This is a genomic window from Micromonospora sp. LOL_024, assembly GCF_048060415.1.
GTDB lineage: Bacteria > Actinomycetota > Actinomycetes > Mycobacteriales > Micromonosporaceae > Micromonospora.
On sequence record NZ_JBHMIS010000023.1, the window covers coordinates 1 to 20,294 of the forward strand.

A 20,294-nucleotide genomic window follows, 5' to 3' on the forward strand; every position below is an offset into this window, starting at 1 on the left:
GCCCACTCACGACAAACATGGATAGCCGAACCGCACCCCAAGATCCAGGAGACACGCCCTAGGTGGTGTCCTGCGATCATGGAGTGCGGTCGGGTACGGCACGGAGCCAGTCGAGCATCTCGATGAGGTCCAGTGTGGCTTCGTAGCTCTCGATGAGCATGTCGTACCTGGTCGCCAGGCCTCGCCAGTGTGTGCGTCGACCGAAGCCACGTTCGACCTGGTTGCGTGGGTGTATGCGCTGGTGTCGAAGTCTGGCCGACGGCCGCCTGATGATCCTTTCCTTATCCGGTTGGCTTTCTGGTCGACGCTAGTCACGCCGGTTTCGGCGGGTACGTAGGAGAGGGCCGGCGGGTGCCTGATGACGGCACCCTGGGCCGGGTGCTGGCCGGCATCGACGCCGACGCGTTGGATGCCGCGGTGTGTCGCTGGCTGCTCGGCCGAGCCGGTCTGACCGGGCGGGGCCGGCGGGTGATCGCCGTTGACGACAAGACGCTGCGTGGCAGCGGCCCGGCCGGGTCTCAGGTGCACCTGCTGGCCGCGTTGGACCACGCCGAGCAGATCGTCCTGGCGCAGATCGACCGTTGATGGGAAGACGAATGAGATCAGCCGGTTCCAGCCGTTGCTCGACGGCCTGGACCTGGCCAGGACGGTCATCACGGCGGACGCGCTGCACACCCAACGCGAGCATGCCCGCTGGCCGGTCGAGGACCAGCACGCCGGTTACGTCTTCGTCGTCAAACGCCATCAGCCACGGCTGTACCGGCAGGTCAAGGCCTTACCCTGGGGGAAGATCCCCACCCTGGACGCCACCCGCGAGCGCGGGCACGGCCGCTACGACATCCGGGCATCGCAGGCGGTCACCTGTCTGGGGCCGCTCGCGCTGGACTTCCCACACGCGGCCCACGCCCTACGCATCCGACGCCGCCGACACAACCCGGTCACCGGACGGTGGTCCACCGTCACGGTCTACGCGATCACCAGCCTCACCGCAGCTGCGGCCAGTCCCGCCGACCTGGCCGACTGGCTACGCGGACACTGGGCCATCGAGGTCCTTCACCACATTCGCGACACCACCTACCGCGAGGACACCAGCCGGCTACCCACCGGCAACGCACCCCGCGCCCTGGCCACCTCCGCAACACCGCAATCAGCCTCCTCCGCCTCAGCGGCGCCACCTCGATCGCACCAACTCAGCGCCGAAACAGCCGAGACCCATACCAATCACTACAAATACTCGGACTCACCTAGAACGGACATACCTCGACCTTGCGAACGCCCTGTTGTTGCGCCTCGTCCGCGCGTTGGGCTTGGAACTGTTACACCGTCCCGGTCCTGCGGCCACATTGGTACAGCGACTTGAGAACCTGAGATTCCCGCTTAACACCCGACATACATCTACCTTCCGGTAATCCGTTGATGCATGGTCCACGAAAAAGGATCGCCACGAAGCGAGAGGCGACACTTGCCAGCTGCTAAATGAATTAATAACATCGATACGTCCGGCGCACCCCGCGACACTCCTTCCGCATCGCACCAGTCGCCTCCCGCCGCCGCCGGAATCCACACATCGCGAAACCGGGGGTTGCCCATGTGTGCGTTCCCCGCACCTATCGTCGATAACGCAGCACCCACGACCGACTCAGTCCACATCGCTGCGATCACACGCGCGGTGACCGCGATGCGGCTGCGGATCAACGAGCCGCACCGGTTGCACGACATCGCCCACGCCTCGCTGATGAGCCCGTTCCACTTCCACCGGGTGTTCCGGCTGCTCACCGCCGTCACGCCCGGCCGTTTCCTGACCGCGCTGCGGATGGCCGAGGCCAAGCGCCTGCTGCTGCACTCCTCCGCCAGCGCCACCGACATCAGCGTCGCCGTCGGGTATTCCAGCTTCGGCACGTTCACCACCCAGTTCACCCGGCTCGTCGGGATGTCGCCGGGCCGGTTCCGCACCTCTGCCCGGGCACTCGCCAACCTTCCGGTCGGTGAGGTACTGACCGGCCTGCCGGACGTGACCGGGCGGGCCCTGCGCGGACGGGTGGACCGGCGGCCCGACGGCGCGACGGGCGCGACGGTCGTCGCGCTGTTCCCCATCGGCATCGCGCAGCAGACCCCGTCGGCCTGCACGGTCACCACGTCGCCGGGATACTTCACGCTGCCCGCGCCGAGCCAGCCCGCCAGCGGTGCTCCTCCGCTCGTCGCGGTCCTGGCCGTCAGTGTCCGGTCGGACGCCACGATCGGAGCGGTCCTCACCGAGGAACCCGCGGCCGGTCTCTGCGTCGGCTCCGGCACGGTCCACGCCGGCGAGGTGTGCGACTCCGCCTCGTCAGGCGAATGGATCACATTGCGCCGACCGGCCGTCACCGACCCGCCGCTGCTCACCGCCTTCCCGCTGCTGATCACGAACGCCGGCCGGGAGGCCAGGACACAGGCCCGGGCCCGGGCCCGATAGCGCGGCGGGCACGGTTCGCGGGGCCCGATCACCGGCCCGAGGGCACGGCCGCCGCCCGCTGCCGGACCGCCGCTTGACCCGGAGCATCGCGCTCACGCGGGGCGCGCGGCCTGGCCCATGAACGCCCGCAGCATCACTTCCGCACAACCAGGCCGCCCGTCTCTCACCCGAGTCCTCGGGCCGGGACCCGGACCGGGCCGGCCGTCCGCCGGACAAGGTTTACCCGCCACTCACTGCCTCGCCCGGTAGCGGATCCCACACGGGCTCAGCGGCCGGGCCACGCCCAGGCCCGGCGCCGGCGGGGGGTCGGCGTTCGTCAGCTCCAGGTCGTACCCGCGCAGCAGCATCGCCAGCACCGCCTTCATCTCCAGGTCGGCGAACCGGGCGCCGAGGCAGGCGTGCAGCCCGCCACCCAGATTCAGCAGGCTGCTCGCCGCGGTGCCCGCAGAGTCGCGAGCCGGGCTGAAGCGGCTCGGGTCGAACTCGTCCGGGTTGGGGAACACGTCCTCGTCACGGTGGGTCGCCGGCGGGCAGAACAGCGTTTGCCACCCGGCCGGCACCTCGTACCCACACACCTCGTACGCGGCGGCGGTATGCCGGGTGAGCATCGTGGTCACCGGACGCAGCCGCTGCGCCTCCAGCAGCGCCTCGAACAACAGCCGCTGCCGATGGAGGTCAACGACGGCCCACGCACGGCTGTCCACGAGCAGGTCGGCCAGCTCGATCTCGATCTCCGCCGTCGCCTTCGGGTTCTGCAACAGTAGGATCAGCGCCCAGGCCAGCTGCGCCGCGGTCGTCTCGTAGGCCGCGTAGACCAGGATCAGGATGAGACCGATGACCGTGTCGTCGTCGAACGACTCGTCGGACCCGGCGAGGTGCGCGAGAAACCCGTGCCGGCCGGTATCCGGATCTGTCCGGACCGCGCGCAGGTACGGACGCATCAGCTCGAATATCGCCTTCTTGGCGCGGTCGCGCCGGCGCAGCCGTGGCAGCGGCAGATTCGCGGGTAGGAAGAACTCCATGCCCGCCGCGATGTCCAGGAAGTACTCCCGGAACCGCACGCCGTGCCGGTCCCGGAAGCCGGCGCCGAGGAACAGCCGCACCGCGATGTCCATCGACAGCCGCTCCAGGTCGGCCGCCGCGTCGAAGGTGCCCTGGCGGCCCAGCGAGTCGAGCCAGGACCGCGTTTCGCCGACGATTGCGGCGAGGTAGTCACCGTGGTTGTGGCCATGGAACGCCGGTACCAGCGCGGCCCGCTGGCGCAGGTAGTCCTCGTGGTCAGCGGCCTGCATGACCCGACCGAACATCGGCTCGACCCACTGGTAGACGGGTGTGACCTGCAGCGTGCTCTCCGGCAGCGCGATGGTCTGCCGGCTCTGTTCGGGGCCGACCACGACGACGGAGCGCTTGGGTCCCATCTTCAGCGCGAACACCGGCCCCAGCTCGGCCCGGCCGGCACGGATCAGCGCCACCGGGTCGCGCATGAACGAAAGGGCGTTGCCCAGCACCGGAAGGCCGGGCAGGGCGGGTGGGCTGGACCTGGCCATGACGGCTCCTTCGGTCGGCGATAGGACGCGGTGTCAGCGCACGACGGCGTACGTGTACCAGATGTTCCACCGCACGAGGAGCCGGCCGCGATCGGCGCGGATCTCCTCCATCCGGGAGGCGGCGGCCGATTGGGCGTCGCACAGCCGCTGCTCCGGCACTCTTTCGAGCACCATCCGTCCGGCGGTCTGCCACAGCCAGTCCCACCACTGCGCGGTGTCCCGGAACTCAAGCTCCAGTGTCTCGTCGTCGATGCGCACGTCGGCGAAGCCGCTGTCGATCAGCAGCTCGCGGATGCCCTCCTTGCTGCGTAGCGGATTCCCGGTCCGCCCGGGCACCGGCGGCATGCCGCCCACGACGAACGGCACGACCGCGTCGGTGACGTGGAAGAACGCCGGGTCGTCCACGCCGAACGTGCTCATGCCCAGCACGCCGTCGGGGCGCAGCAGCGTCCGGTACCGGCGGATCGCCCCTCGCGGGTCGGGCAGCAGGAAGATCATCAGACCGGCGACCACCGCGTCGAAGCTCTCCGCCGGATAGGGCGGGTCGCTCGCGTCGCCCACGGTGACCGAGGCGTTGTCCAGCATCTCGTCGGCGAGTTCGGCCCGGGCGCCGTCGACCATGGCCGACGCCACGTCGATGCCGACGACCGGGCCGGTCGGTCCGACCGCGTGCGCCGCCGGCACAGTGCACGCGCCCTGCCCGCAGCCGACATCCAGGACGGACTGGCCCTCGCTCAGGTTCAGCCCGCGCACGAGGCGCTCGCCGATCGGCCCGAAGAACGCCACACCGGTGCGGTCGTACCGGGGCGCTGCCCGGTCGAAGACCTGCGCCAACTCGCTGGTGGACATGGTTGTGTCGGCTGCCGGGTCGCCGGCCATGGCACCACCTTTCGAGGAGTGTCCGCTTGGGCGGGTCTCCCGGCGGCACCCCCTAGTCCTGCCGGAGATTCTTCGGCAGCGGCGGTGCCCCGGACTTCTCCCGGCTTGCTGTTCGCGGCGTCCGGCGGATGGCCTCGCAACACAGGAGAAGCCTCAGCCCGGGCACCGCACCTAGGGTCGGGACCAAGGCTCGATCACCACGTGATGGGAGAACGCAATGGGCGTGCTGGGTCTGCACAACGAATGTCCCCCCACCAACTACGCCGCAGCCGACACCGCGGACATCGTCAAGGGGCTGGTGTCGGACGCCGTCGCGACCGGCGAGACGCTCCGCTCGGTCCGCGACTGCATGGAGGCGCTGGCCAACCTGGACGACACGGTCCGGCACGTCGTCGAGGCCTCTGCCGGCGCGGTCGGGCCAGACGGCACGTTCGACCGTGCGGCGGTCAGTGAGCAGATGGCGAACGTCCTCAAGACCTATTCGCAGACGTTCCGGGCCCTCGACGGGACGGTCACGCACATCGACCGGGCCGTCATGGAGTACGTGGAGCTTCAGGGCTACGCCGCGACCGCCTTGGCCAGGGGCCGTGACGAGTGCTACGAGAACAGGCTCGTCCAGCTCGGTGAGGGCGGGTTCGCCGGCATGGCCCAGGCCCGCATCGCGCACCTGCGCAAGCTCCGGGTCCGGGTGCAGCTGCTGCAGCGGATGGAGGCGCTCGGTGAGGAGATCCTCAACGGGTACGACTTCAATGCGTTCTTCATGATGTTCATGCAGCCGATGCGTGACCTCGGCGTGGCCGCTCAGGATCTGTACAACGAGACCGTGCGCGGCGCCCTGGTCGCGTACGACACGCTGGTCCGAGTGTGCGACATCCGCACCGGAAACGCGGCCGACACCTTGCGCCGGGAAATGGCCGACGTGCACTGAGGACATGGTTGTCCTTCGGCCACCACGCGAGGCGCGGTGTGGATTCGATCCGACTCCGATATGCTGATCACACATTTCCGTTGTGTCGCAGTTGGGAGGTTCTATGGGAATCAGCCACATTACGCTGATCACGATTCCGGTCACGGATCAGGACAGGGCCAAGGATTTCTACGTGAAGCTCGGCTTCACCGTCACGAGTGATCATGAGATGACGCCGGACGAGATGCCGCCGGAGCCGGGGCTGCGCTGGCTTCAGCTCGCTGCGCCGGACGGCGGCGCCACCATCGTCCTCGCGACGTGGGGCGTCGGCGGGCTCCGCCCGGGGGCCCAGCACATCTCCGTCGCCTGCACCGATGCCAAGGAGCTGCACAGTGAGCTGACCGAGAAGGGTCTGGAGCTGTCGCCGCCGTTCGAGGCGCCGTGGGGCGCGTTCTTCTCGATGGAGGATCCGGACGGCAACGGCGTCATGATCGTCGAGGAGCCGGCCGACTGATCAGGGCCCCGGCCAAGTCGTGAGTGTGTCCGGCTTGATGGGGTGGTGGAGACGCGCCTTGATGGTGGCAGCAGGGCGGGTGCGACCGATTCGTTGATCATCGATGTTTGCATCTCGTTGATCGTCAGAAGTGAGTCATGCCCGCTCTGCCACCATCGCTGATCTCGGCCGCACCAACATCGCCCGCGACAGCAGCCGCCCTCGGACCGTACTCGGCATCGCCTGACGAGCTTGCCGGGGCGGTGGGGATCCCTCTCCGCCGCCCCGCTGGCGCGTCAAGGCGCGATGGTCACGGTGCCCAACGCCCGCCGCGCATCGTCGACCAGGGATCTGAGCCATCGGCCCTGGCCTGGGACTCCGCCGCTGCCCACGCGTAGATTCCGCGGGCCATCAGCGACGGCGCCTCGGCTTCCAGGCGGCCAAACACCTGCGCCCGGGCCCGCTGCACATCAGGGTCGTCCGGGGAACTCTGCGCCGCCCATTCCACCAGGTGCCCGGCGAGGGCAAGATCGCCGGCCCCGGCCAGCTCAAGCGCCCGGCCCGCCAGCCGTCGCGCGCCGCCAGCGAGCCCGGCCAGCTCGGCCGCCACGGACGCCCGCGGCGCCGGCTTCACCGTGGACGGGTCACCGTCGTACCAGCCGCCGTACCTGCGCCACACGTTACGGATGATGAACTCCGGGTCGTCATAGCTGGGGCGCAGCCACGGGCGTTCGAGCAGTTCGGCGACCTCCGGGGTGACGAGCCCGGCATGCAAAATCTCGTCCAGGCTCTGCCCCGCGTTCATCCGCGCCACGACCCCGTCGTGCAGCACGGTCAGCACCGTGGCGGAGGCGAGCAGCGTCTCGCGGATCCGGTCGGCACCGACGATCGGCACGCCGTGACCCGGGAGCAGCACCTCGGCACCGAGGTTGGCCATCCCGCGCAGCGCGGCAGCCCACTCGCTGACGTACCTCTGCACCTTCTGCGGGTTGCCGGCGTTAGGCGCGTTCCAGGCGTAGAAGTCGCCACAGCACAGGATGCGTCGTTCCGGTATCCAGCCGATGGTGGCGTCGTCCGTCTCACCGCGGCCGTGCCGCAGCTCCATCGTCAGGTCACCGAACCGCAGCGTCAGCTCGTCGCGATAGGTCCGGTCGGGTTCGCGGTACACCGTCGGCCAGGTGATGCCGGGCGCCCGAAACTGTCGCTGGTTGACCACGGCATTGTAGCCGCCGGTGAGCCGGTACCGGGCGAAGCGGTCCGAGACTGCCGAGTGCGCGACGACCATGACGGCCGGGTCGGCCCGATCAGCCGCCTCGGTGTCGAACGGCGTCAGACCGAGGACGTGGTCGATGTGTCCGTGCGAGTAGACGGCGGCAGCCACCGGCGCCGTGGTCCGTGCCCGGACCGCCGCGTGCAGGCCCAGCGCCGTGTTGCGGTCGCCGGTGTCGAACAGCACCAGGCCTGCGCCGGTCTCGAACACGTACACGTTGCCGGTGGCCGGCCACATCCAAACGCCGTCGCCGATGCGACGCAACCCGTCCTTGCGCAGCTCGCCCTTGAAGTAGGCGAACAGCTGATCTTCACCGCGCCAGACACGGTCGGCGTAGTCCTCGAGTTCCTTGTCCACCGGGATGCCTCCAAGACGTGACGACGGCAGGGCGGACCGACTCGGGAGGCCGTCGTCGCAGCGCCGGCGCCCGCCTGTGGGTTGGCCGGTCAGGGAAGCTGACCGGCCGCCTTGTCCCCGGCACGACGTCGGGAGACCCTGCCACCGAGGCGCCGCACCGGCGCGGTGACCACCCGGCCGATGGCCCGGGTCACGTACCGCCGGCTCTGCTGCTGGAACACCTGTTGGTCGTTGTCGTGGGGGAAGGCGACAATGGGAACACCCACCCCGAGAAATTTACACAAGGTCGGCCATCCTTCCGTTGGGTGATAAACCAGGAGTCTCTCCGCCGGCACGGCTTCCGTCACGTCCCGGACGTGTTTCTCGAAGACCTCGACGGCATACTTCTCGTCGTGAATCGGCCCATCGCCGAAATGCCGCCGGAAGACTCCGTCAAAAACGGGGTTGAAGGCCTCCAGGCGACGGTCGACAAGGCGCAGCGGAATCTGCATCACGGCGACCATAGCGCGACTCATCCGACCTTTCCGATAGGCCATGAAAATGGTGCGCATGCACGAACGGTGCCACTGCACCGGATCCCTTACGGTGAGAATTATCTTGGCTTCGGGATAGCGGTCGGCAAGCTCGCGCCAGAATGCGGTGCCGGGCCAGTCCACGGTGGACCGGTATCCCGCGAAGATCCCGTCCCAGTCGACCGGCTCGCCGGCTACCGCGAGCCGCCAGTCGGCCAAGCGTCCCGGGTCCTTCAAGATCTCCCTGGTATGGTAGGTCGGACCGCAGCCCAGGATGTCCAGGGCCTGCTTGAGCGAGGCCGTGCCGGTACGTCCGAAGCCGACGCCGATCACCTCCATGCCCGTCACCTCCTTCTTGCAGCGTGCGTCCGACGTGGTCCCGGTGCGGCCAGGTCAGGTGCGCGCCGACACCCTGCGGAAGAGCATCGTGGCGATCGGTACGAACACCACCAGCAGCCCGATCGACCACACCACGGACGCGACGGCGTCGCCCCCGGGTGACACACCGTTGAAGTAGTCCCGGGCGGCGTTGATGGTCAACGTCACCGGACTGTTGTCGCTGAACGGACGCAACCAGCCCGGCATCGACTCCGACGGCACGAACGCGGAGCTGACGAACCCGAAGAGGAACATCCAAGGCATCGCCGTCGTCTGCGCACCCTCCGCACTGGAGGCGGTGATGCCGACGATGGCCAGCACCCAGCAGAGCGCGAAGCCGAACAGCAGCAACACGCCGATGCCAGCCAGGGTCTGCAGCAGCGTGCCATGCAGGCGGAACCCGAACGCATACCCCACCGCACCGGTGACGATCAACGCGACGAGATTGCGCACCATCTCGGCCAGGGTCCGGCCGATGAGCACCGCGCTGCTGCTCATCGGCAGCGAGCGGAACCGGTCCATCATGCCGTTACGCAGGTCCTCCGCGATGCCGACGCACATGCCGGCGATGCCGCCGAAGACCACGATCTGGCCGAACACGCCTGGCAGCACGAACTGCTTATAGTCACCGCCGGGCACCGAGATGGCGCCGCCGAAGACGTACGTGAACAGGATGAAGAACATCATCGGCTGCAGGATCGCGGCCATCAGTTGGTCTGGCCGGCGTCGGATGTGCTTGAGGTTGCGCCCGGCCAGCAGCGCCACATCGCTGACGAACCAGCCCGGGCCGCGCCGGGAGACCGGTTCGCCGCCGGCCTGCGGGCCGCTCACGTCCTGTCGCGCCAGCGATTCGTCGATGGTCACCTGTCCGCTCCCTTCCCGGCGGTGCGCCGTCCGTTACGCGCCGCGGGCGCCTCCTCGGCGGCGGCCGCCGCCCGACTCCCGGTCAGCGCCAGGAAGACGTCATCCAACGTGGGCTGCCGCACCACGTGGGTCACCACCTGGACATCGGTGTCCCGCAGCTGACGCAGCATCTCCGCCACCGCGGAGACGTCGCCCCCCAGGCGCACCGTGACCTGTGCCAGTGACCGGTCGACGACCGGCTCCTGTTCGCCCACGGTGCGCAGCAAGCTCACCGCCGTGTCGATCTGAGCCGGATCGGCGAGCACAAACTCCACCCGGTCGCCACCGACCCGGGACTTCAGCTCGGTGGGGGATCCCTGCGCCACGGTCCGCCCGTGGTCCAGCACCGTGATCGACGACGCGAGGCGATCGGCCTCGTCCAGGTACTGCGTGGTCAGCAGCACCGTGGTGCCATCGCGGACGAGTGTCTCGATCTCGGCCCAGAGGCCGAGCCGCGACTCCAGGTCGAGACCGGTCGTCGGCTCGTCCAGGAACAGCACCCTCGGGCGCATGAGGATGCTGGTCGCCAGGTCGAGACGCCGCCGCATGCCACCGGAGTAGGTCTTGACCGGCTGGCCGGCGACCTCATCCAGACCGAACCGGGCGAGCACCTCGGCGGTACGCCGACGCGCCTCGGCGCGGCCGATACGGTAGAGACGAGCGACGAGTTCCACGTTCTCCCGACCGGTCAGCACCATGTCGACGGCGGCAAACTGGCCGGTCAACCCGATCAGACCTCGGATCCGGCCGGGCTGCGCGGAGGCATCGATGCCGCAGATCTCCACACGACCGGAGTCGACCGGCAGCAGCGTCGACAGTATCCGAACGGTCGTGGTCTTACCGGCGCCGTTGGGACCGAGGAGCCCCACCACGGTCCCCGCCGGCGCTTCAAGGGAGAGGGCGCGCAATACTTCTTTTTTACCAAGCTTCTTGGTGAGGTTGTGCGCCTTGATCGCATACACCATGTCGACGACCTTACCATTCGCTACACATTAATCCAGCGTGGAAACGCGCGTCCGGAACGATCGAAGACCACTATCGAGCGAGCTTGACCGGCACCGAGACGAAGTCGCGCAGCGGCACCGTACGACGCCGCAGCGGCGGTCCGGCCAAGGTCAGGCCGGGCATCGTCATGCGCAGCCGGGTCAGCAGCACACCGATCTCCAGCTTGGCCAGTCCGGCGCCCAGGCAGTAGTGGATCCCCGCGCCGAAGCTCAACGGCATCGGGCCGCCGCGGCTCGGATCGAATACGTCGGGATCGGGGTAAGCTGCCGGGTCCCGGTTTGCCGCGCCGATCAACAGCCGCACCTGCGCGCCCTGCGGAATCAGCGCGTCGCCCAGCACCACCGGCTCGGCGGCGAACCGCAGGCCGGGTGCGACCTGCACGGACGGCTCGTACCTTAGCGTCTCCTCGACGAACCTGCGGGTGCCGTCCTCGGTATCCAGCCAGGAGCCGCGGGCCTGGTCGGCGAGCAACAGCAGCACGGCGTTGTCGATCGCGGTCGCGGTGGTCTCGAACCCCGCCGACCAGAGCGTGAAGAGCAGGTTACGCAGCTCCGCGTCATCGAGCCGGCCATCGCCGTCGTCGCGCGCCGACACCAACGCAGAGACCAGGTCGTCACGGGGATCCCGGCGTCGCTGCTCGATCAGCACATCGAAGTACTCGCCGAGTTCGCGGAACGCGTCGTCGGCGCGGCGGACCGCGTCCGGGCTGGCGGCGGGGTCGACCACGTTCATCATCTCCGGCACCTGCTCGGCGAGCCGCTCACGGTCGGGTTCGGGGATGCCGATGAGGTCCGAGATCATGTGCATCGGCATCGGCACCGACACCGTCGAGTGCAGGTCCACCGTCTCACCGTCGTTCAGCCGGTCGGACACCCCGGCCAACAGCCGGTCCGACCACAGCTCCATCGACATCTGCAGCGCGGCGACCCGCCGGCTGGTGAAGCCCCGCCCGATGAGCTGGCGCAGCCGGGTGTGTTTCGGCGGGTTGCTGCCGACCAGCGAGCTGACCAGCACGTCGTACGCCTCGTGCTCGACCGCCTGAGGGAACATCTCGGCCATCGCCTCCGGGCGGGCGCCCGGGAAGAGGTCCGAGTGCTTGAGCACGAACTCCACGTCGGCGTACCGGGTGACAAGGTAGGCGCCGAACCGACTCGGGAAGACTGGCGCCGTCTCCCGCAGCCGCGCATAAATCGGGTACGGGTCCTCGGTGGCGGCCGGGGACATCAGCTGGATCAGGGCGTCAGGGGTCTCCTCGACCGCAGGCTCGGAAAGCGTCATGGCAATCGTCTCCTGTCGGGCGCCACGGGTCAGGACCAGCCGTGCGGGTGGGAGGGCGTGGGCCGGGGTGAGGTCATGTTCTTCGCGCGGACCATGGAGTCGCGGAAGAAGCCGCAAATGATTTCCCGCTCCTCCCGCTGCAGCTCGGTGGGCAGGTTCTCCCAGTTGTCGACGAAGATCTGGAAGAGACTGCGGTCCACGCCAGCCGGCTCGATGTATAGCTTGCCGTTGAGCTCCACCGGCCAGGACGCCCGCTTCAGCCCGAACTCCAGCCACGGCAGGTAGGACGGGAACTGCTGGTTCGGCTCCACATGACGGTGCACCGTCAACTCCACCACGCCACTGGCGTCACCCATGATCAGGGTGAGCTTGTCGCCGGTGGCGAACGAGCCGAACCGGCGCTGCAGCCAGTAGCGCAACGACTCGGTCTTGCTCAGCAACTCCCACGCGTCGTACGGCGTGGCCTCCAGCTCGATCTGCACGTACGGGCCCATCCGACGCCACGGCCACCGCCAGCTCGTGCCCGTACGCAGAAAGCCGGCCAGCTGGTCGAGGATGCCCGGCCAGCCGTTGCCGTTCCAGCTGCGCCAGTCCGACGGCGAGTTCAACGCCTCCTCGGTGGCGGTGATCCTCGTGCCCCCGGACGACGTCGCGGCCAGCTCCCAGATCACCCGGGTGGCCGGTCCGACCCCGACCCAACGCCAGAAGTACTTCAGCACCGCCCGACCGTCGTGTGGTGCCTCGGCGACAACCGGTCGGCAATGGAAGAACTCGCCATCCTCGAAGTCGAGCAGCACGTCGCTGCCGAGCTCGGTGAGCGAGCCACGGCACCGCGCCAGCCAGCTGCGAACCTCGTCGGGGGAGGTCAATGCCTGCCAGACCCGGTCGATCGGCGTCGGCACCTCGGTCACCGCGACCAACCGCTCCCAGCGGTCCTGCACGACGGAGCGGGCCTGCACGGCGTTCAACGGCGGAAAGGCATCGGCGGCGCGCTTCGGCTCCAGCTCGGCGAAATCCGGCCACGGGGCCTCCGGCGTCGGCTGCGACCCGTTGCGTTCGATCGATTCGACAGACACTGTGCCTCCTGATGTGCGTCTCGTGGCTGCCGGCAGCCGAGCGGCCTAGGGGTCAGGCAGCGTCCATCGCCGCTTCGCCCGTCGCGCAGGTGTCGACGCTCGGGCGCGTGTCAGCATGAGCCCGATGTGCCGTGCACGGCCGCCCTCCGCGGCCTCGGTTCGTACCGCCGATGCTAGGGGCCGCACGGGTGGGGCCGCTTCTCGCAACTTGCGCAGCGGTCCGCCGGGGTCGGGGTGCCGTCAGCCCTTGAGTACCCGACCGGCCTCGAGAAGCTTCACCGTCTGGGCGACCCGGCGGGCGCGGGTCTCCGCACGTTTGGCACCCGTGATCCAGGTGACGTACTCCTTTGTGCGCGAATACGACAGGCTCTGGAAGAACGCCCCGGCGGCCGGGCTCTCGGTGAGTGCGGCGGCAAGGTCGTCCGGGACGTCCACAGTCCGCTTCGCGGAGTCGGGCTCGAGCCTGACCCGCACAGCGTCCCCAGCGCTCACGCCGGCCGCCTCCCGGACGGCCTTGTTGACCACGATGTAACGGGTGCCGTTCGGCCCGGTCATCATCGAACCCGTGTACGGGGTGTCCTCGACCTTCCCGTTAACCGGCACCCGGGCGCGGTCACCGAGCCGGGCCGCGACGTCGTCGGGCACGGTCACGTACGTCCAGGCGCCGACCTGCTCGCACACCAGGGTGCCGTGGAACGTCTCACTCATCCGGATCTCCTCTGCGCGAGCCGACCGGCGCCGTCGCCGGTGTTCAGGCGGGGGCCGGCCCGAGCACGGCGAGCCGCCCGGGCGCGGCGGTGTCACTCATCAGCCCGATCAGGCGCAGGCACCGGGTGACGGCCGCCGGCACGCCCTCCACCGCCACGGCACCACTGACCAGGGCCTCGATCGGGTCCAGCTGGCGCATGCCGAGCCGGAAGAAGCTACTCGCGTCGGTCCGTACCGTCAGTGTCGGGTCGACCGCCGGCCCGGGCCGCACCTGGACCTGCCCGGCACCGACCTCCACGTGGAACGTCTCCGTGTCCACCTGGAACTGGTAGGTCTCACCGACGTCCGGCACTCGTTCGCTGTCGACCATGGCCTCGACCGCCAGCACGGCCCACGACGCGCGGACCGTCACACCGGGCCGGACCTCGTGTGTCGACGTGTAGGCCAGCCCGAAACGGGACAACCCGAGGATGGGCTCGTGCAGGGACCGGCCGAGCTCGGTCAGCGTGTATCCGCCGGTGCGGCGGCGCGGCTCGGTGGGCGCGAGGACGCCGGCGTCGACGAGGGACACCAGACGGGCCGCCAGCAGGTTGGTGCCGATGCCGGGCAACGCCTCTAGTAAATCTCTGTAACGACGCGGTCCGTGCAGAAGTTCACGAATGATAAGCAGGGTCCACCGCTCACCCACGACGTCGAGCGCGTACGCCAAGGCACACTGCTGGTCGTAACTTCGCCTCTCGCGCGCCATGGTCACCCGCATCCGATCATCCGGCAGCTGCCCACTGCTTGAGTATCGCATGCCGGTCAGGTTGCGGCGAGTGATCAGGGTTCGGCGGCGACGGCGCGGCCGAACTGACGGGCCTGATCGAGCGCCTCGGTCCAGGTGGCGGCGAACCGGCTGCGTAGCGACCGGGCCCGCACGTCGGACAATCCGAGGCCGCGCCAGCCGCGGTGGCTGAAGCGCAGGCGCTGCCGATCGACCATAGCCTCCACGTTCACCTCGGCCACCGTGGTTCGCCCGGAGCCCGGAATCCGGACACCGAAGTCGATCCTCGTCCCGCCCGGACGCCAGTTCACGATCTCGAACCGACGCGGCCCGTCGTCGTCGATGACGAAGAACCAGCTCGGCCGGAAGCCGTCGCTGGCGATCGGCAGCCACCGGAACACCACGTCGAGTTGCAGTGGCAGCCACCCGCTCGCGACGTCGACGCTCCCGTCGATCTCCTCCCGCCAGTCGTAGCGGGTCGGCCGGCCGGTCCGCAGGTATTCGGAGAGCCGATCCAGGAAGTCCGTCCAGCCGGCACGCATCTGGTGCAGTTCGGCCGGCGACCGCGCGGGGTCGGCGTCCCGCACCGTGACTTGTGTTCGGTCGACGGCCGGCGTCACCTCCCAGACCACCCGCTGCACCGGGCCAGCGCCGAGGAACGACCAGTCGAACTCGACCCGCCGGTCCGGGACCACACGCCGCGGCGTGACCTGGAAGAAATCACCGTCGCCGAACTCGACGCGCCAGGACGACCCGGGTACCCAGTACCCGCGCGGCGTGCCGAACCAGGCGGCCAGCCGCACCGCGTCGGTGAGCGCGGCCCACACCTCGGCCACGGTGGCCGGCACCACGACGTCGACCCGTACCGGTTCGGCGGCACCCACCGCCGGCTGAGCATTGTCCACGACGACTCCTCCGTCGGTTCCAAGCCTGCGCCGCCCCGGTATCCGAGACGGTGCCGGGCCGGGACGGCCTGCCGTCCCGGCCCGGCAGACCTGAGGCCCGCTGCTACATCGCGTCCTTGGCGAGGTAGCCGCCCATGGTGAACTTCAGGCTGGTCACGTACGCGACCGGGTCCTTGTCCGGGTACCGCGTGTCGTGCAGCGGCAGCATCCGGTAGATCTGGCCCTTGCCCGGGGAGCCCGCCGGGGGGATCTGCCGCACGTCGTCGATGGTCAGGATGATCGGTTCCTTGTTCATCAGCTTGAGGCCCAGCTTCGGCATGTCGAAGATGGCGCCGACCGCCATCCGGCACGCCTTCGCCGAGGGCCCCTCACCCGCGTACGGGTCGAACGGTGTGCGGATCTGGCCGGTGGACAGGCAGTCCGGGTTGAGCGTCACGGTGATCTCGCCAAGTTCCTCGCAGGAACCGGTCATCTTCATCTCGATGAGGTTGGTGTAGACCTCAGCCGTCGCCCACTCGTCCGACGTGGGCTCCGAGCGAACCACCCGGACGTAGCCGTCGAACGGCACGGTGTATTCCCCGACGCCGGGCACGGCGAACGTGTCGACGGACGTGATCCCCAGGTTGTCGATGCCCGGGACCGGCGGAGTCCACGGCTGCACCGGCGTGCCGGCGTAGCGGTTCGGAACGCCGTCGGTCGTCACAGGCCGACCGTAGATGACGGAGGGCTTGGTGCTGGGAGTCGTCATGGTTTCTCCTCCTGCGGTTTCGGCGCGGCCAGGGCCGCCCAGATCGAATCGAGAAATAGGGCAGCGTCACCGCCGACGAGCGGGCGGCGCCGCTCGTCAGGGCATCAGGGTCGTGTGGTCGCAGCAGGTCAGACCGGGCCGGTCGGCCACGCCGTCCTGGTCGGAGTCGATTTCGCCGTCCGCGGTCGAGTAGACGTCACGCGAGTTGAGGTCGATGACACCGTCGCCGTCCCAGTCGTTCAGCTTGCCCTTGAATGTGCCGAGGATGAACGCGTTCGTCATCGGGCCGACCTCAGGGTCGTGCAGGGTCGACAGCACGCCGTTGCCGGGGGTGAGGATCTCCTCCAACGACCGGCCGGCGATGCGGGCCAGATTGACGTGACCCCAGCCCTGGAAGCGGCCGCGCACGTAGCGGATCGCCGCCTCCTCTCGCACCTGGAACCTCGGCTCCAGGTGCCAGGTCCCGTACCGGGCGAAGCCGATGTTCGCCTGCCGAGTGCCCTGGCTCGGGTCGTCGGCGCGGCCGGACTTGAAGAACGTCCGCGGCACCAGCGACTCGAAGAAGAAGTTCCCGCGGTCCCTGCGGGTCCGGTCGGTGAAGCCCCGGAACAGGTAGTTGTCGCAGTGCGGCGAGCCGTCCTCGTGCAGGCCGGAGATGGTCTTCGCGATCACCAACTGGCGCTCGCGGGTCGACACGTTGGGGCAGGCGTGCGCCTGGCCGTAGATGCGGGCGAGCCCCTGCGGCGCCAGCGAGATCTTGCCCCAGTGGGTGTTGCTCTCGTCGAGCCGCACGTAGAGGTCACAGTGGATCAGCAGGTAGATCGTCTCGTCGAAGGTGCGACCGGGCGTGTAGAGCGCGTTGCGGCCGTCGAACGAGGGGTCACCGGTCTGCAGTTCGCTGATGAACAGTTTGGCCCACTCGGCGATCTCCGGGTCGGCGTCGTCAAGGAACCCGGTCAGCGCCGCGATGGCCTCCGGGCCGCCCAGCTTCTCGATAGCCCAGAGCGCGTCCCAGCGGACCTCCCGGTTGCTGTCGTGCCGGACCGCCTGCACGAGCAGCTCGATCGCGTCCGCTTGGTCGCGGTCGGCGTACTCGTACAGGGCCTGCTCGCGCATCGCCGGGTCGGAGTGGTGCAGCGCCTGGTGTCGCAGCTCGTCGTTCGTCCGGTTGTCGAGCCGGATCGCCACCCGGTTCAGTGCGTACCCGAAGTCACTCGCCCAGGCGGCCGGGTCCCCCGCCACGAGCCTCGGGTCCACGTTGCTCAACGTGGTGCGGTACGCGAAGTTGAGGGCGTCCCGCTGCTCCGCGCCGAGGTCCTCGAGCAGCGCCGGCTCCGGGGATACCGCCGGGTCCCACGAACGGACCTCGCCGTTGGCGGACACGGGGGACTTGTTACACAGGTCGATCGCCATGTCGTCTTCCCTCCATCAGATCCATTAGGACCAACGGAACCGACGCTACATTAATCTAAAGCATCAGACTTCTCACACCTTTCCATCCCCGCTCTGCGCTGTATATTGCGATAGCGACAAGGAGGCGCTGACCATGGCTTCGACCACCCCACCGTCGGACAGCGTCCCGCGCTCGTCGCGCCTGGTCATCGCCCTGCGTGTGGGCGCCTGGGCGGCCATCACCGGCAGCCACCTGCTCGCCACCACCCGACGCCGGCTGACCCGTCGACCGCACCACGAGCCGAGCCTGACCGTGCTGCTCACCCGGCTTGGTCCGACCTTCGTCAAGGGTGGTCAGCTGCTGAGTACCCGCACGGACGTGCTCTCCGAGCGGCGGTGCGAGCAACTGCGACATCTACACGACCGGGTGGCCCCGATGTCGGCGCACGCGGCGCGGACGGCACTGGCGCTCGCATACCCGGGCGGCGGCCCGTTCGCCCGCATCGCCGACGAGCCCGCCGGCAGCGGCAGCATCGCATCGGTCTACCAGGCCTGGCTGCCCGACGGCACCCCCGTCGCGGTCAAGGTGCGACGGCCCGGCATCGGTCCGCAGATGCGCACCGACTTCGAACTGCTCGGGGCCGGGGCCCGCCTGGCGCAACGGCTGCCCGGGCTGCACCGAGTGCCGATGCGCCGGTTGGTGCGCCACGTGTCAGCCGCGGTGCTGCAACAACTCGACCTCACCCAGGAGGCGACCGCGCTGGCCGCGCTGCGGCGCAACCTGGCCGGCGTGTCGTCGATCCGGATCCCCGCGCCGCTGCCGGAACTGAGCCGCGACGGCGTACTGGTGATGGAGTGGATCCCCGGCCTGCGCCGGTTCCGGCCCGGCGACCTGACCCGCGAGCAGCGCAGGGAGATCGTCCGGCAGGTCCTGCAGGGCGTGTACCGCATGCTCTTCATCGACGGGCTGGTGCACTGCGACATGCACCCCGGCAACCTCTACCTCAGCGACACCGACGTGGTGCTGCTCGACGCCGGGTTCGTGGTGCAGCTGACCCCGCAGGTGCGCCGGCTGTTCGCCGAGTTCTTTCTCAACATGTCGCTCGGGCGTGGCGAGAAGGCCGCCGACGTGGTGCTGCGCAGTGCCGAGCAGGTGCCCGCCGACTGCGACCTGGCGGCTTTCCGGTCTGACGTACGTGAGCTGGTGGAGAGCACCCACCGGCGCACCGCCGGGCAGTTCCGGCTGGGACCGTTCGCCACCCGGCTGTTCGACCTGCAACGCCGCTCCGGCATCGTGGCGGCACCGGAGTTCGTCTTCCCGCTGATGTCGCTCCTGGTGCTCGAAGGCATGATCAACGAGTTCGACGTGGACGTCGACTTCCAGGGCGAGGCCATTCCCACGCTGCTCACCGTGCTGCGATGAACGCGCCGCTGGACGTCCTGGCGCCGTACGAGGTGCCGGCGACCGCGCCACCCGCCGACCGCTCGTTCCGGTGGACCGTGATCGGTCCGCCACGGCACCCGGCGGCCGGCGCCCTCGACGCGGCCTCGAATCCCACCGCGCCCCGCGCTACCGCAGTGCTGCTCGGCCGCCGGTTCCGGCAGGCCGACAACGCCCGCCTGCTCGACGCCGTGGCCCGTGCCGGCAGCCGCGGCGGGCGGCTGGCGCTGCTGCACCTGGGCGCCGGCGGCGGTAGCCTCGTGCGGGCCGCGGCCGTCGAGGATCCCCGGTTGTCGGTCGTCGTGGTGGAGCTGACCGGCCGCGGCTCCCCCACCGCCGTACGGGCCGCGATGGCCGCGGCCGCGGGAGAAGCGGTCGACGCCGAGTTGCGCGTCGACGACCGCGGCCGATTTACTACCACCGCGTGGCGGGCGTGTGCGCTGCCGTCCGACGGCGGCCAGCCGCATCCGGGATCGGTGGTCGTCACCGGCGGGCTGGGCGGGCTGGGATTACGCGCCGCCGCCGTGCTGGCCTGCCGGCGCGGCCTGCACCCGATCCTGGTGGACACGGCCGACCCCCGCGAACTCGGCCCGGCGGCGCGGCGACATCTCGCCCGCCTCGCGGCCGGCGGGGTCACGCTGGTCCGCGCCGACGTGACGGACGGCACCGGGCTACGCCGCGCGCTCAGCGGGGTCACCGCCCCGGTGCCGGCGGTGCTCGTGCACTGCGCGGGACTGTTACGCGGCGGGCCAGTGGCTGCGATGACGCCATCCACGCTACGCGCCCTACAGAGGGTCAAATCGGATGGGCTGCGCAACGTGCTCGCCGCCGTGCAGCAACGGGCGCTGCGGCACATCGTGGTGTACGGATCGATCACCGCCGAGCGCCCGCACCGCAGCCTCGGTGCCTACGCGCTGGCCAACGAGTTGCTGCGCCGGGCCGCCGGGCGCAGCGCCGCCAACCTACCCCGGGCCGCGGTCGTGGTGGCCGAATGGTCCCTGTGGAGCGGTGCGGGGATGGCCCACGGCACGCCCGGCGCGGTCGCCGCGGCGCGCCGGATGGGCATGCCGCCGATCCCGATCGGCCCCGGCACGGCGGCACTCGAGGCACTGCTGCGACTGCCGGCCACACCGGGCTCGACGACACGGCTGCTAGTAACCGGGCACTGAATTGGGTGGACCGGCCGCCGGACGGCGCGGACGCAGCCCCAACAGAACGGGACCAGCGCCACCGCGCCGTCGATGACCAGCAGCACGGCGCCTACCGTCGTGTCGGCC

Annotated in this window: 20 protein-coding genes; 7 read left to right on the top strand and 13 right to left on the bottom strand. The window is 69.5% G+C overall.

Features of this window, described 5'->3' with window-relative positions; all coding sequences use genetic code 11:
- Nucleotides 1-351: 351 nt before the first annotated feature.
- From ACFHWY_RS20755 to ACFHWY_RS20765, 3 genes are all read left to right on the top strand, one after another.
- Nucleotides 352-585 carry a hypothetical protein gene (locus tag ACFHWY_RS20755; RefSeq protein WP_416581888.1) on the top strand — a complete coding sequence of 78 codons (234 nt, stop codon included), beginning with the start codon at nucleotides 352-354 and terminating at the stop codon, nucleotides 583-585.
- A complete protein-coding gene (locus ACFHWY_RS20760; protein WP_416581889.1) occupies nucleotides 497-1,360 on the top strand; it encodes an ISAs1 family transposase in 864 nt (287 codons plus the stop codon). Before ACFHWY_RS20755 ends, ACFHWY_RS20760 begins: the two co-directional genes overlap by 89 nt.
- Before the next feature lie 318 nt (nucleotides 1,361-1,678).
- Nucleotides 1,679-2,452 (top strand): helix-turn-helix transcriptional regulator, encoded by a 774-nt coding sequence (locus tag ACFHWY_RS20765; RefSeq protein WP_416581959.1) that lies wholly within the window; start codon nucleotides 1,679-1,681, stop codon nucleotides 2,450-2,452.
- Between the two features lie 230 nt (nucleotides 2,453-2,682).
- Here the strand turns inward: ACFHWY_RS20765 and ACFHWY_RS20770 are convergent, their stop codons facing one another.
- Both ACFHWY_RS20770 and ACFHWY_RS20775 read right to left on the bottom strand, forming a co-directional pair.
- Entirely contained in the window at nucleotides 2,683-3,999 is a 1,317-nt protein-coding gene (locus ACFHWY_RS20770) for a cytochrome P450 (RefSeq protein WP_416581890.1), read from the bottom strand.
- A gap of 33 nt (nucleotides 4,000-4,032) precedes the next feature.
- A complete protein-coding gene (locus ACFHWY_RS20775; RefSeq protein ID WP_416581891.1) occupies nucleotides 4,033-4,878 on the bottom strand; it encodes a class I SAM-dependent methyltransferase in 846 nt (281 codons plus the stop codon).
- 217 nt (nucleotides 4,879-5,095) lie between these two features.
- On the opposite strand from ACFHWY_RS20775, the gene ACFHWY_RS20780 reads away from it, so the two are divergent.
- Nucleotides 5,096-5,806: a hypothetical protein gene (locus ACFHWY_RS20780; protein ID WP_416581892.1), complete on the top strand. Its 711-nt coding sequence runs from the start codon at nucleotides 5,096-5,098 to the stop codon at nucleotides 5,804-5,806.
- A gap of 103 nt (nucleotides 5,807-5,909) precedes the next feature.
- Nucleotides 5,910-6,299 carry a VOC family protein gene (locus ACFHWY_RS20785; protein ID WP_416581893.1) on the top strand — a complete coding sequence of 130 codons (390 nt, stop codon included), beginning with the start codon at nucleotides 5,910-5,912 and terminating at the stop codon, nucleotides 6,297-6,299.
- A gap of 289 nt (nucleotides 6,300-6,588) precedes the next feature.
- Here ACFHWY_RS20785 and ACFHWY_RS20790 read toward each other — a convergent pair whose 3' ends face one another.
- The 11 genes from ACFHWY_RS20790 to ACFHWY_RS20840 all read right to left on the bottom strand — a co-directional run bounded on the left by ACFHWY_RS20790 (nucleotide 6,589) and on the right by ACFHWY_RS20840 (nucleotide 17,597).
- Nucleotides 6,589-7,905 carry an alkyl sulfatase dimerization domain-containing protein gene (locus ACFHWY_RS20790; protein ID WP_416581894.1) on the bottom strand — a complete coding sequence of 439 codons (1,317 nt, stop codon included), beginning with the start codon at nucleotides 7,903-7,905 and terminating at the stop codon, nucleotides 6,589-6,591.
- A gap of 89 nt (nucleotides 7,906-7,994) precedes the next feature.
- Nucleotides 7,995-8,756 (bottom strand): sulfotransferase family protein, encoded by a 762-nt coding sequence (locus ACFHWY_RS20795; RefSeq protein ID WP_416581895.1) that lies wholly within the window; start codon nucleotides 8,754-8,756, stop codon nucleotides 7,995-7,997.
- 54 nt (nucleotides 8,757-8,810) lie between these two features.
- Nucleotides 8,811-9,659, bottom strand: a complete 849-nt coding sequence (locus tag ACFHWY_RS20800; protein ID WP_416581896.1) for an ABC transporter permease — start codon at nucleotides 9,657-9,659, stop codon at nucleotides 8,811-8,813.
- Nucleotides 9,656-10,663 (bottom strand): ATP-binding cassette domain-containing protein, encoded by a 1,008-nt coding sequence (locus tag ACFHWY_RS20805; protein ID WP_416581897.1) that lies wholly within the window; start codon nucleotides 10,661-10,663, stop codon nucleotides 9,656-9,658. The genes ACFHWY_RS20800 and ACFHWY_RS20805 overlap by 4 nt, the downstream gene beginning before the upstream one ends.
- Nucleotides 10,664-10,733: 70 nt before the next feature.
- Entirely contained in the window at nucleotides 10,734-11,981 is a 1,248-nt protein-coding gene (locus tag ACFHWY_RS20810) for a cytochrome P450 (protein ID WP_416581898.1), read from the bottom strand.
- Between the two features lie 29 nt (nucleotides 11,982-12,010).
- Nucleotides 12,011-13,057 (bottom strand): SRPBCC family protein, encoded by a 1,047-nt coding sequence (locus ACFHWY_RS20815; protein WP_416581899.1) that lies wholly within the window; start codon nucleotides 13,055-13,057, stop codon nucleotides 12,011-12,013.
- Nucleotides 13,058-13,297: 240 nt separating this feature from the next.
- Nucleotides 13,298-13,765, bottom strand: coding sequence for a YdeI/OmpD-associated family protein (locus ACFHWY_RS20820; RefSeq protein ID WP_416581900.1), 468 nt, complete (start codon nucleotides 13,763-13,765; stop codon nucleotides 13,298-13,300).
- 43 nt (nucleotides 13,766-13,808) lie between these two features.
- Nucleotides 13,809-14,519, bottom strand: coding sequence for a winged helix-turn-helix transcriptional regulator (locus ACFHWY_RS20825; RefSeq protein WP_416581960.1), 711 nt, complete (start codon nucleotides 14,517-14,519; stop codon nucleotides 13,809-13,811).
- 68 nt (nucleotides 14,520-14,587) lie between these two features.
- Complete coding sequence (locus tag ACFHWY_RS20830; RefSeq protein ID WP_416581901.1) at nucleotides 14,588-15,436, bottom strand: SRPBCC family protein; 849 nt, start codon at nucleotides 15,434-15,436, stop codon at nucleotides 14,588-14,590.
- A gap of 103 nt (nucleotides 15,437-15,539) precedes the next feature.
- Complete coding sequence (locus tag ACFHWY_RS20835; RefSeq protein WP_416581902.1) at nucleotides 15,540-16,184, bottom strand: DUF6073 family protein; 645 nt, start codon at nucleotides 16,182-16,184, stop codon at nucleotides 15,540-15,542.
- Nucleotides 16,185-16,280: 96 nt separating this feature from the next.
- A complete protein-coding gene (locus tag ACFHWY_RS20840) occupies nucleotides 16,281-17,597 on the bottom strand; it encodes a HEAT repeat domain-containing protein (protein WP_416581903.1) in 1,317 nt (438 codons plus the stop codon).
- 133 nt (nucleotides 17,598-17,730) lie between these two features.
- Here ACFHWY_RS20840 and ACFHWY_RS20845 point away from each other — a divergent pair, with 133 nt between their 5' ends.
- On the top strand, nucleotides 17,731-18,999 hold the full coding sequence (locus ACFHWY_RS20845) for an ABC1 kinase family protein (RefSeq protein WP_416581904.1): 1,269 nt from the start codon (nucleotides 17,731-17,733) through the stop codon (nucleotides 18,997-18,999).
- Nucleotides 18,996-20,186, top strand: coding sequence for an SDR family NAD(P)-dependent oxidoreductase (locus ACFHWY_RS20850; protein WP_416581905.1), 1,191 nt, complete (start codon nucleotides 18,996-18,998; stop codon nucleotides 20,184-20,186). Before ACFHWY_RS20845 ends, ACFHWY_RS20850 begins: the two co-directional genes overlap by 4 nt.
- Nucleotides 20,187-20,294: the final 108 nt, after the last annotated feature.

Coding starts and splice junctions, on each gene's coding strand:
- ACFHWY_RS20850 (WP_416581905.1), top strand. CDS start 18,996: ATGAACGCGCCGCTGGACGTCCTGGCGCCGTACGAGGTGCCGGCGACC.
- ACFHWY_RS20785 (WP_416581893.1), top strand. CDS start 5,910: ATGGGAATCAGCCACATTACGCTGATCACGATTCCGGTCACGGATCAG.
- ACFHWY_RS20775 (WP_416581891.1), bottom strand. CDS start 4,878: ATGGCCGGCGACCCGGCAGCCGACACAACCATGTCCACCAGCGAGTTG.
- ACFHWY_RS20845 (WP_416581904.1), top strand. CDS start 17,731: ATGGCTTCGACCACCCCACCGTCGGACAGCGTCCCGCGCTCGTCGCGC.
- ACFHWY_RS20770 (WP_416581890.1), bottom strand. CDS start 3,999: ATGGCCAGGTCCAGCCCACCCGCCCTGCCCGGCCTTCCGGTGCTGGGC.
- ACFHWY_RS20765 (WP_416581959.1), top strand. CDS start 1,679: ATGCGGCTGCGGATCAACGAGCCGCACCGGTTGCACGACATCGCCCAC.
- ACFHWY_RS20820 (WP_416581900.1), bottom strand. CDS start 13,765: ATGAGTGAGACGTTCCACGGCACCCTGGTGTGCGAGCAGGTCGGCGCC.
- ACFHWY_RS20835 (WP_416581902.1), bottom strand. CDS start 16,184: ATGACGACTCCCAGCACCAAGCCCTCCGTCATCTACGGTCGGCCTGTG.
- ACFHWY_RS20795 (WP_416581895.1), bottom strand. CDS start 8,756: ATGGAGGTGATCGGCGTCGGCTTCGGACGTACCGGCACGGCCTCGCTC.
- ACFHWY_RS20810 (WP_416581898.1), bottom strand. CDS start 11,981: ATGACGCTTTCCGAGCCTGCGGTCGAGGAGACCCCTGACGCCCTGATC.
- ACFHWY_RS20840 (WP_416581903.1), bottom strand. CDS start 17,597: ATGGCGATCGACCTGTGTAACAAGTCCCCCGTGTCCGCCAACGGCGAG.
- ACFHWY_RS20805 (WP_416581897.1), bottom strand. CDS start 10,663: ATGGTGTATGCGATCAAGGCGCACAACCTCACCAAGAAGCTTGGTAAA.
- ACFHWY_RS20780 (WP_416581892.1), top strand. CDS start 5,096: ATGGGCGTGCTGGGTCTGCACAACGAATGTCCCCCCACCAACTACGCC.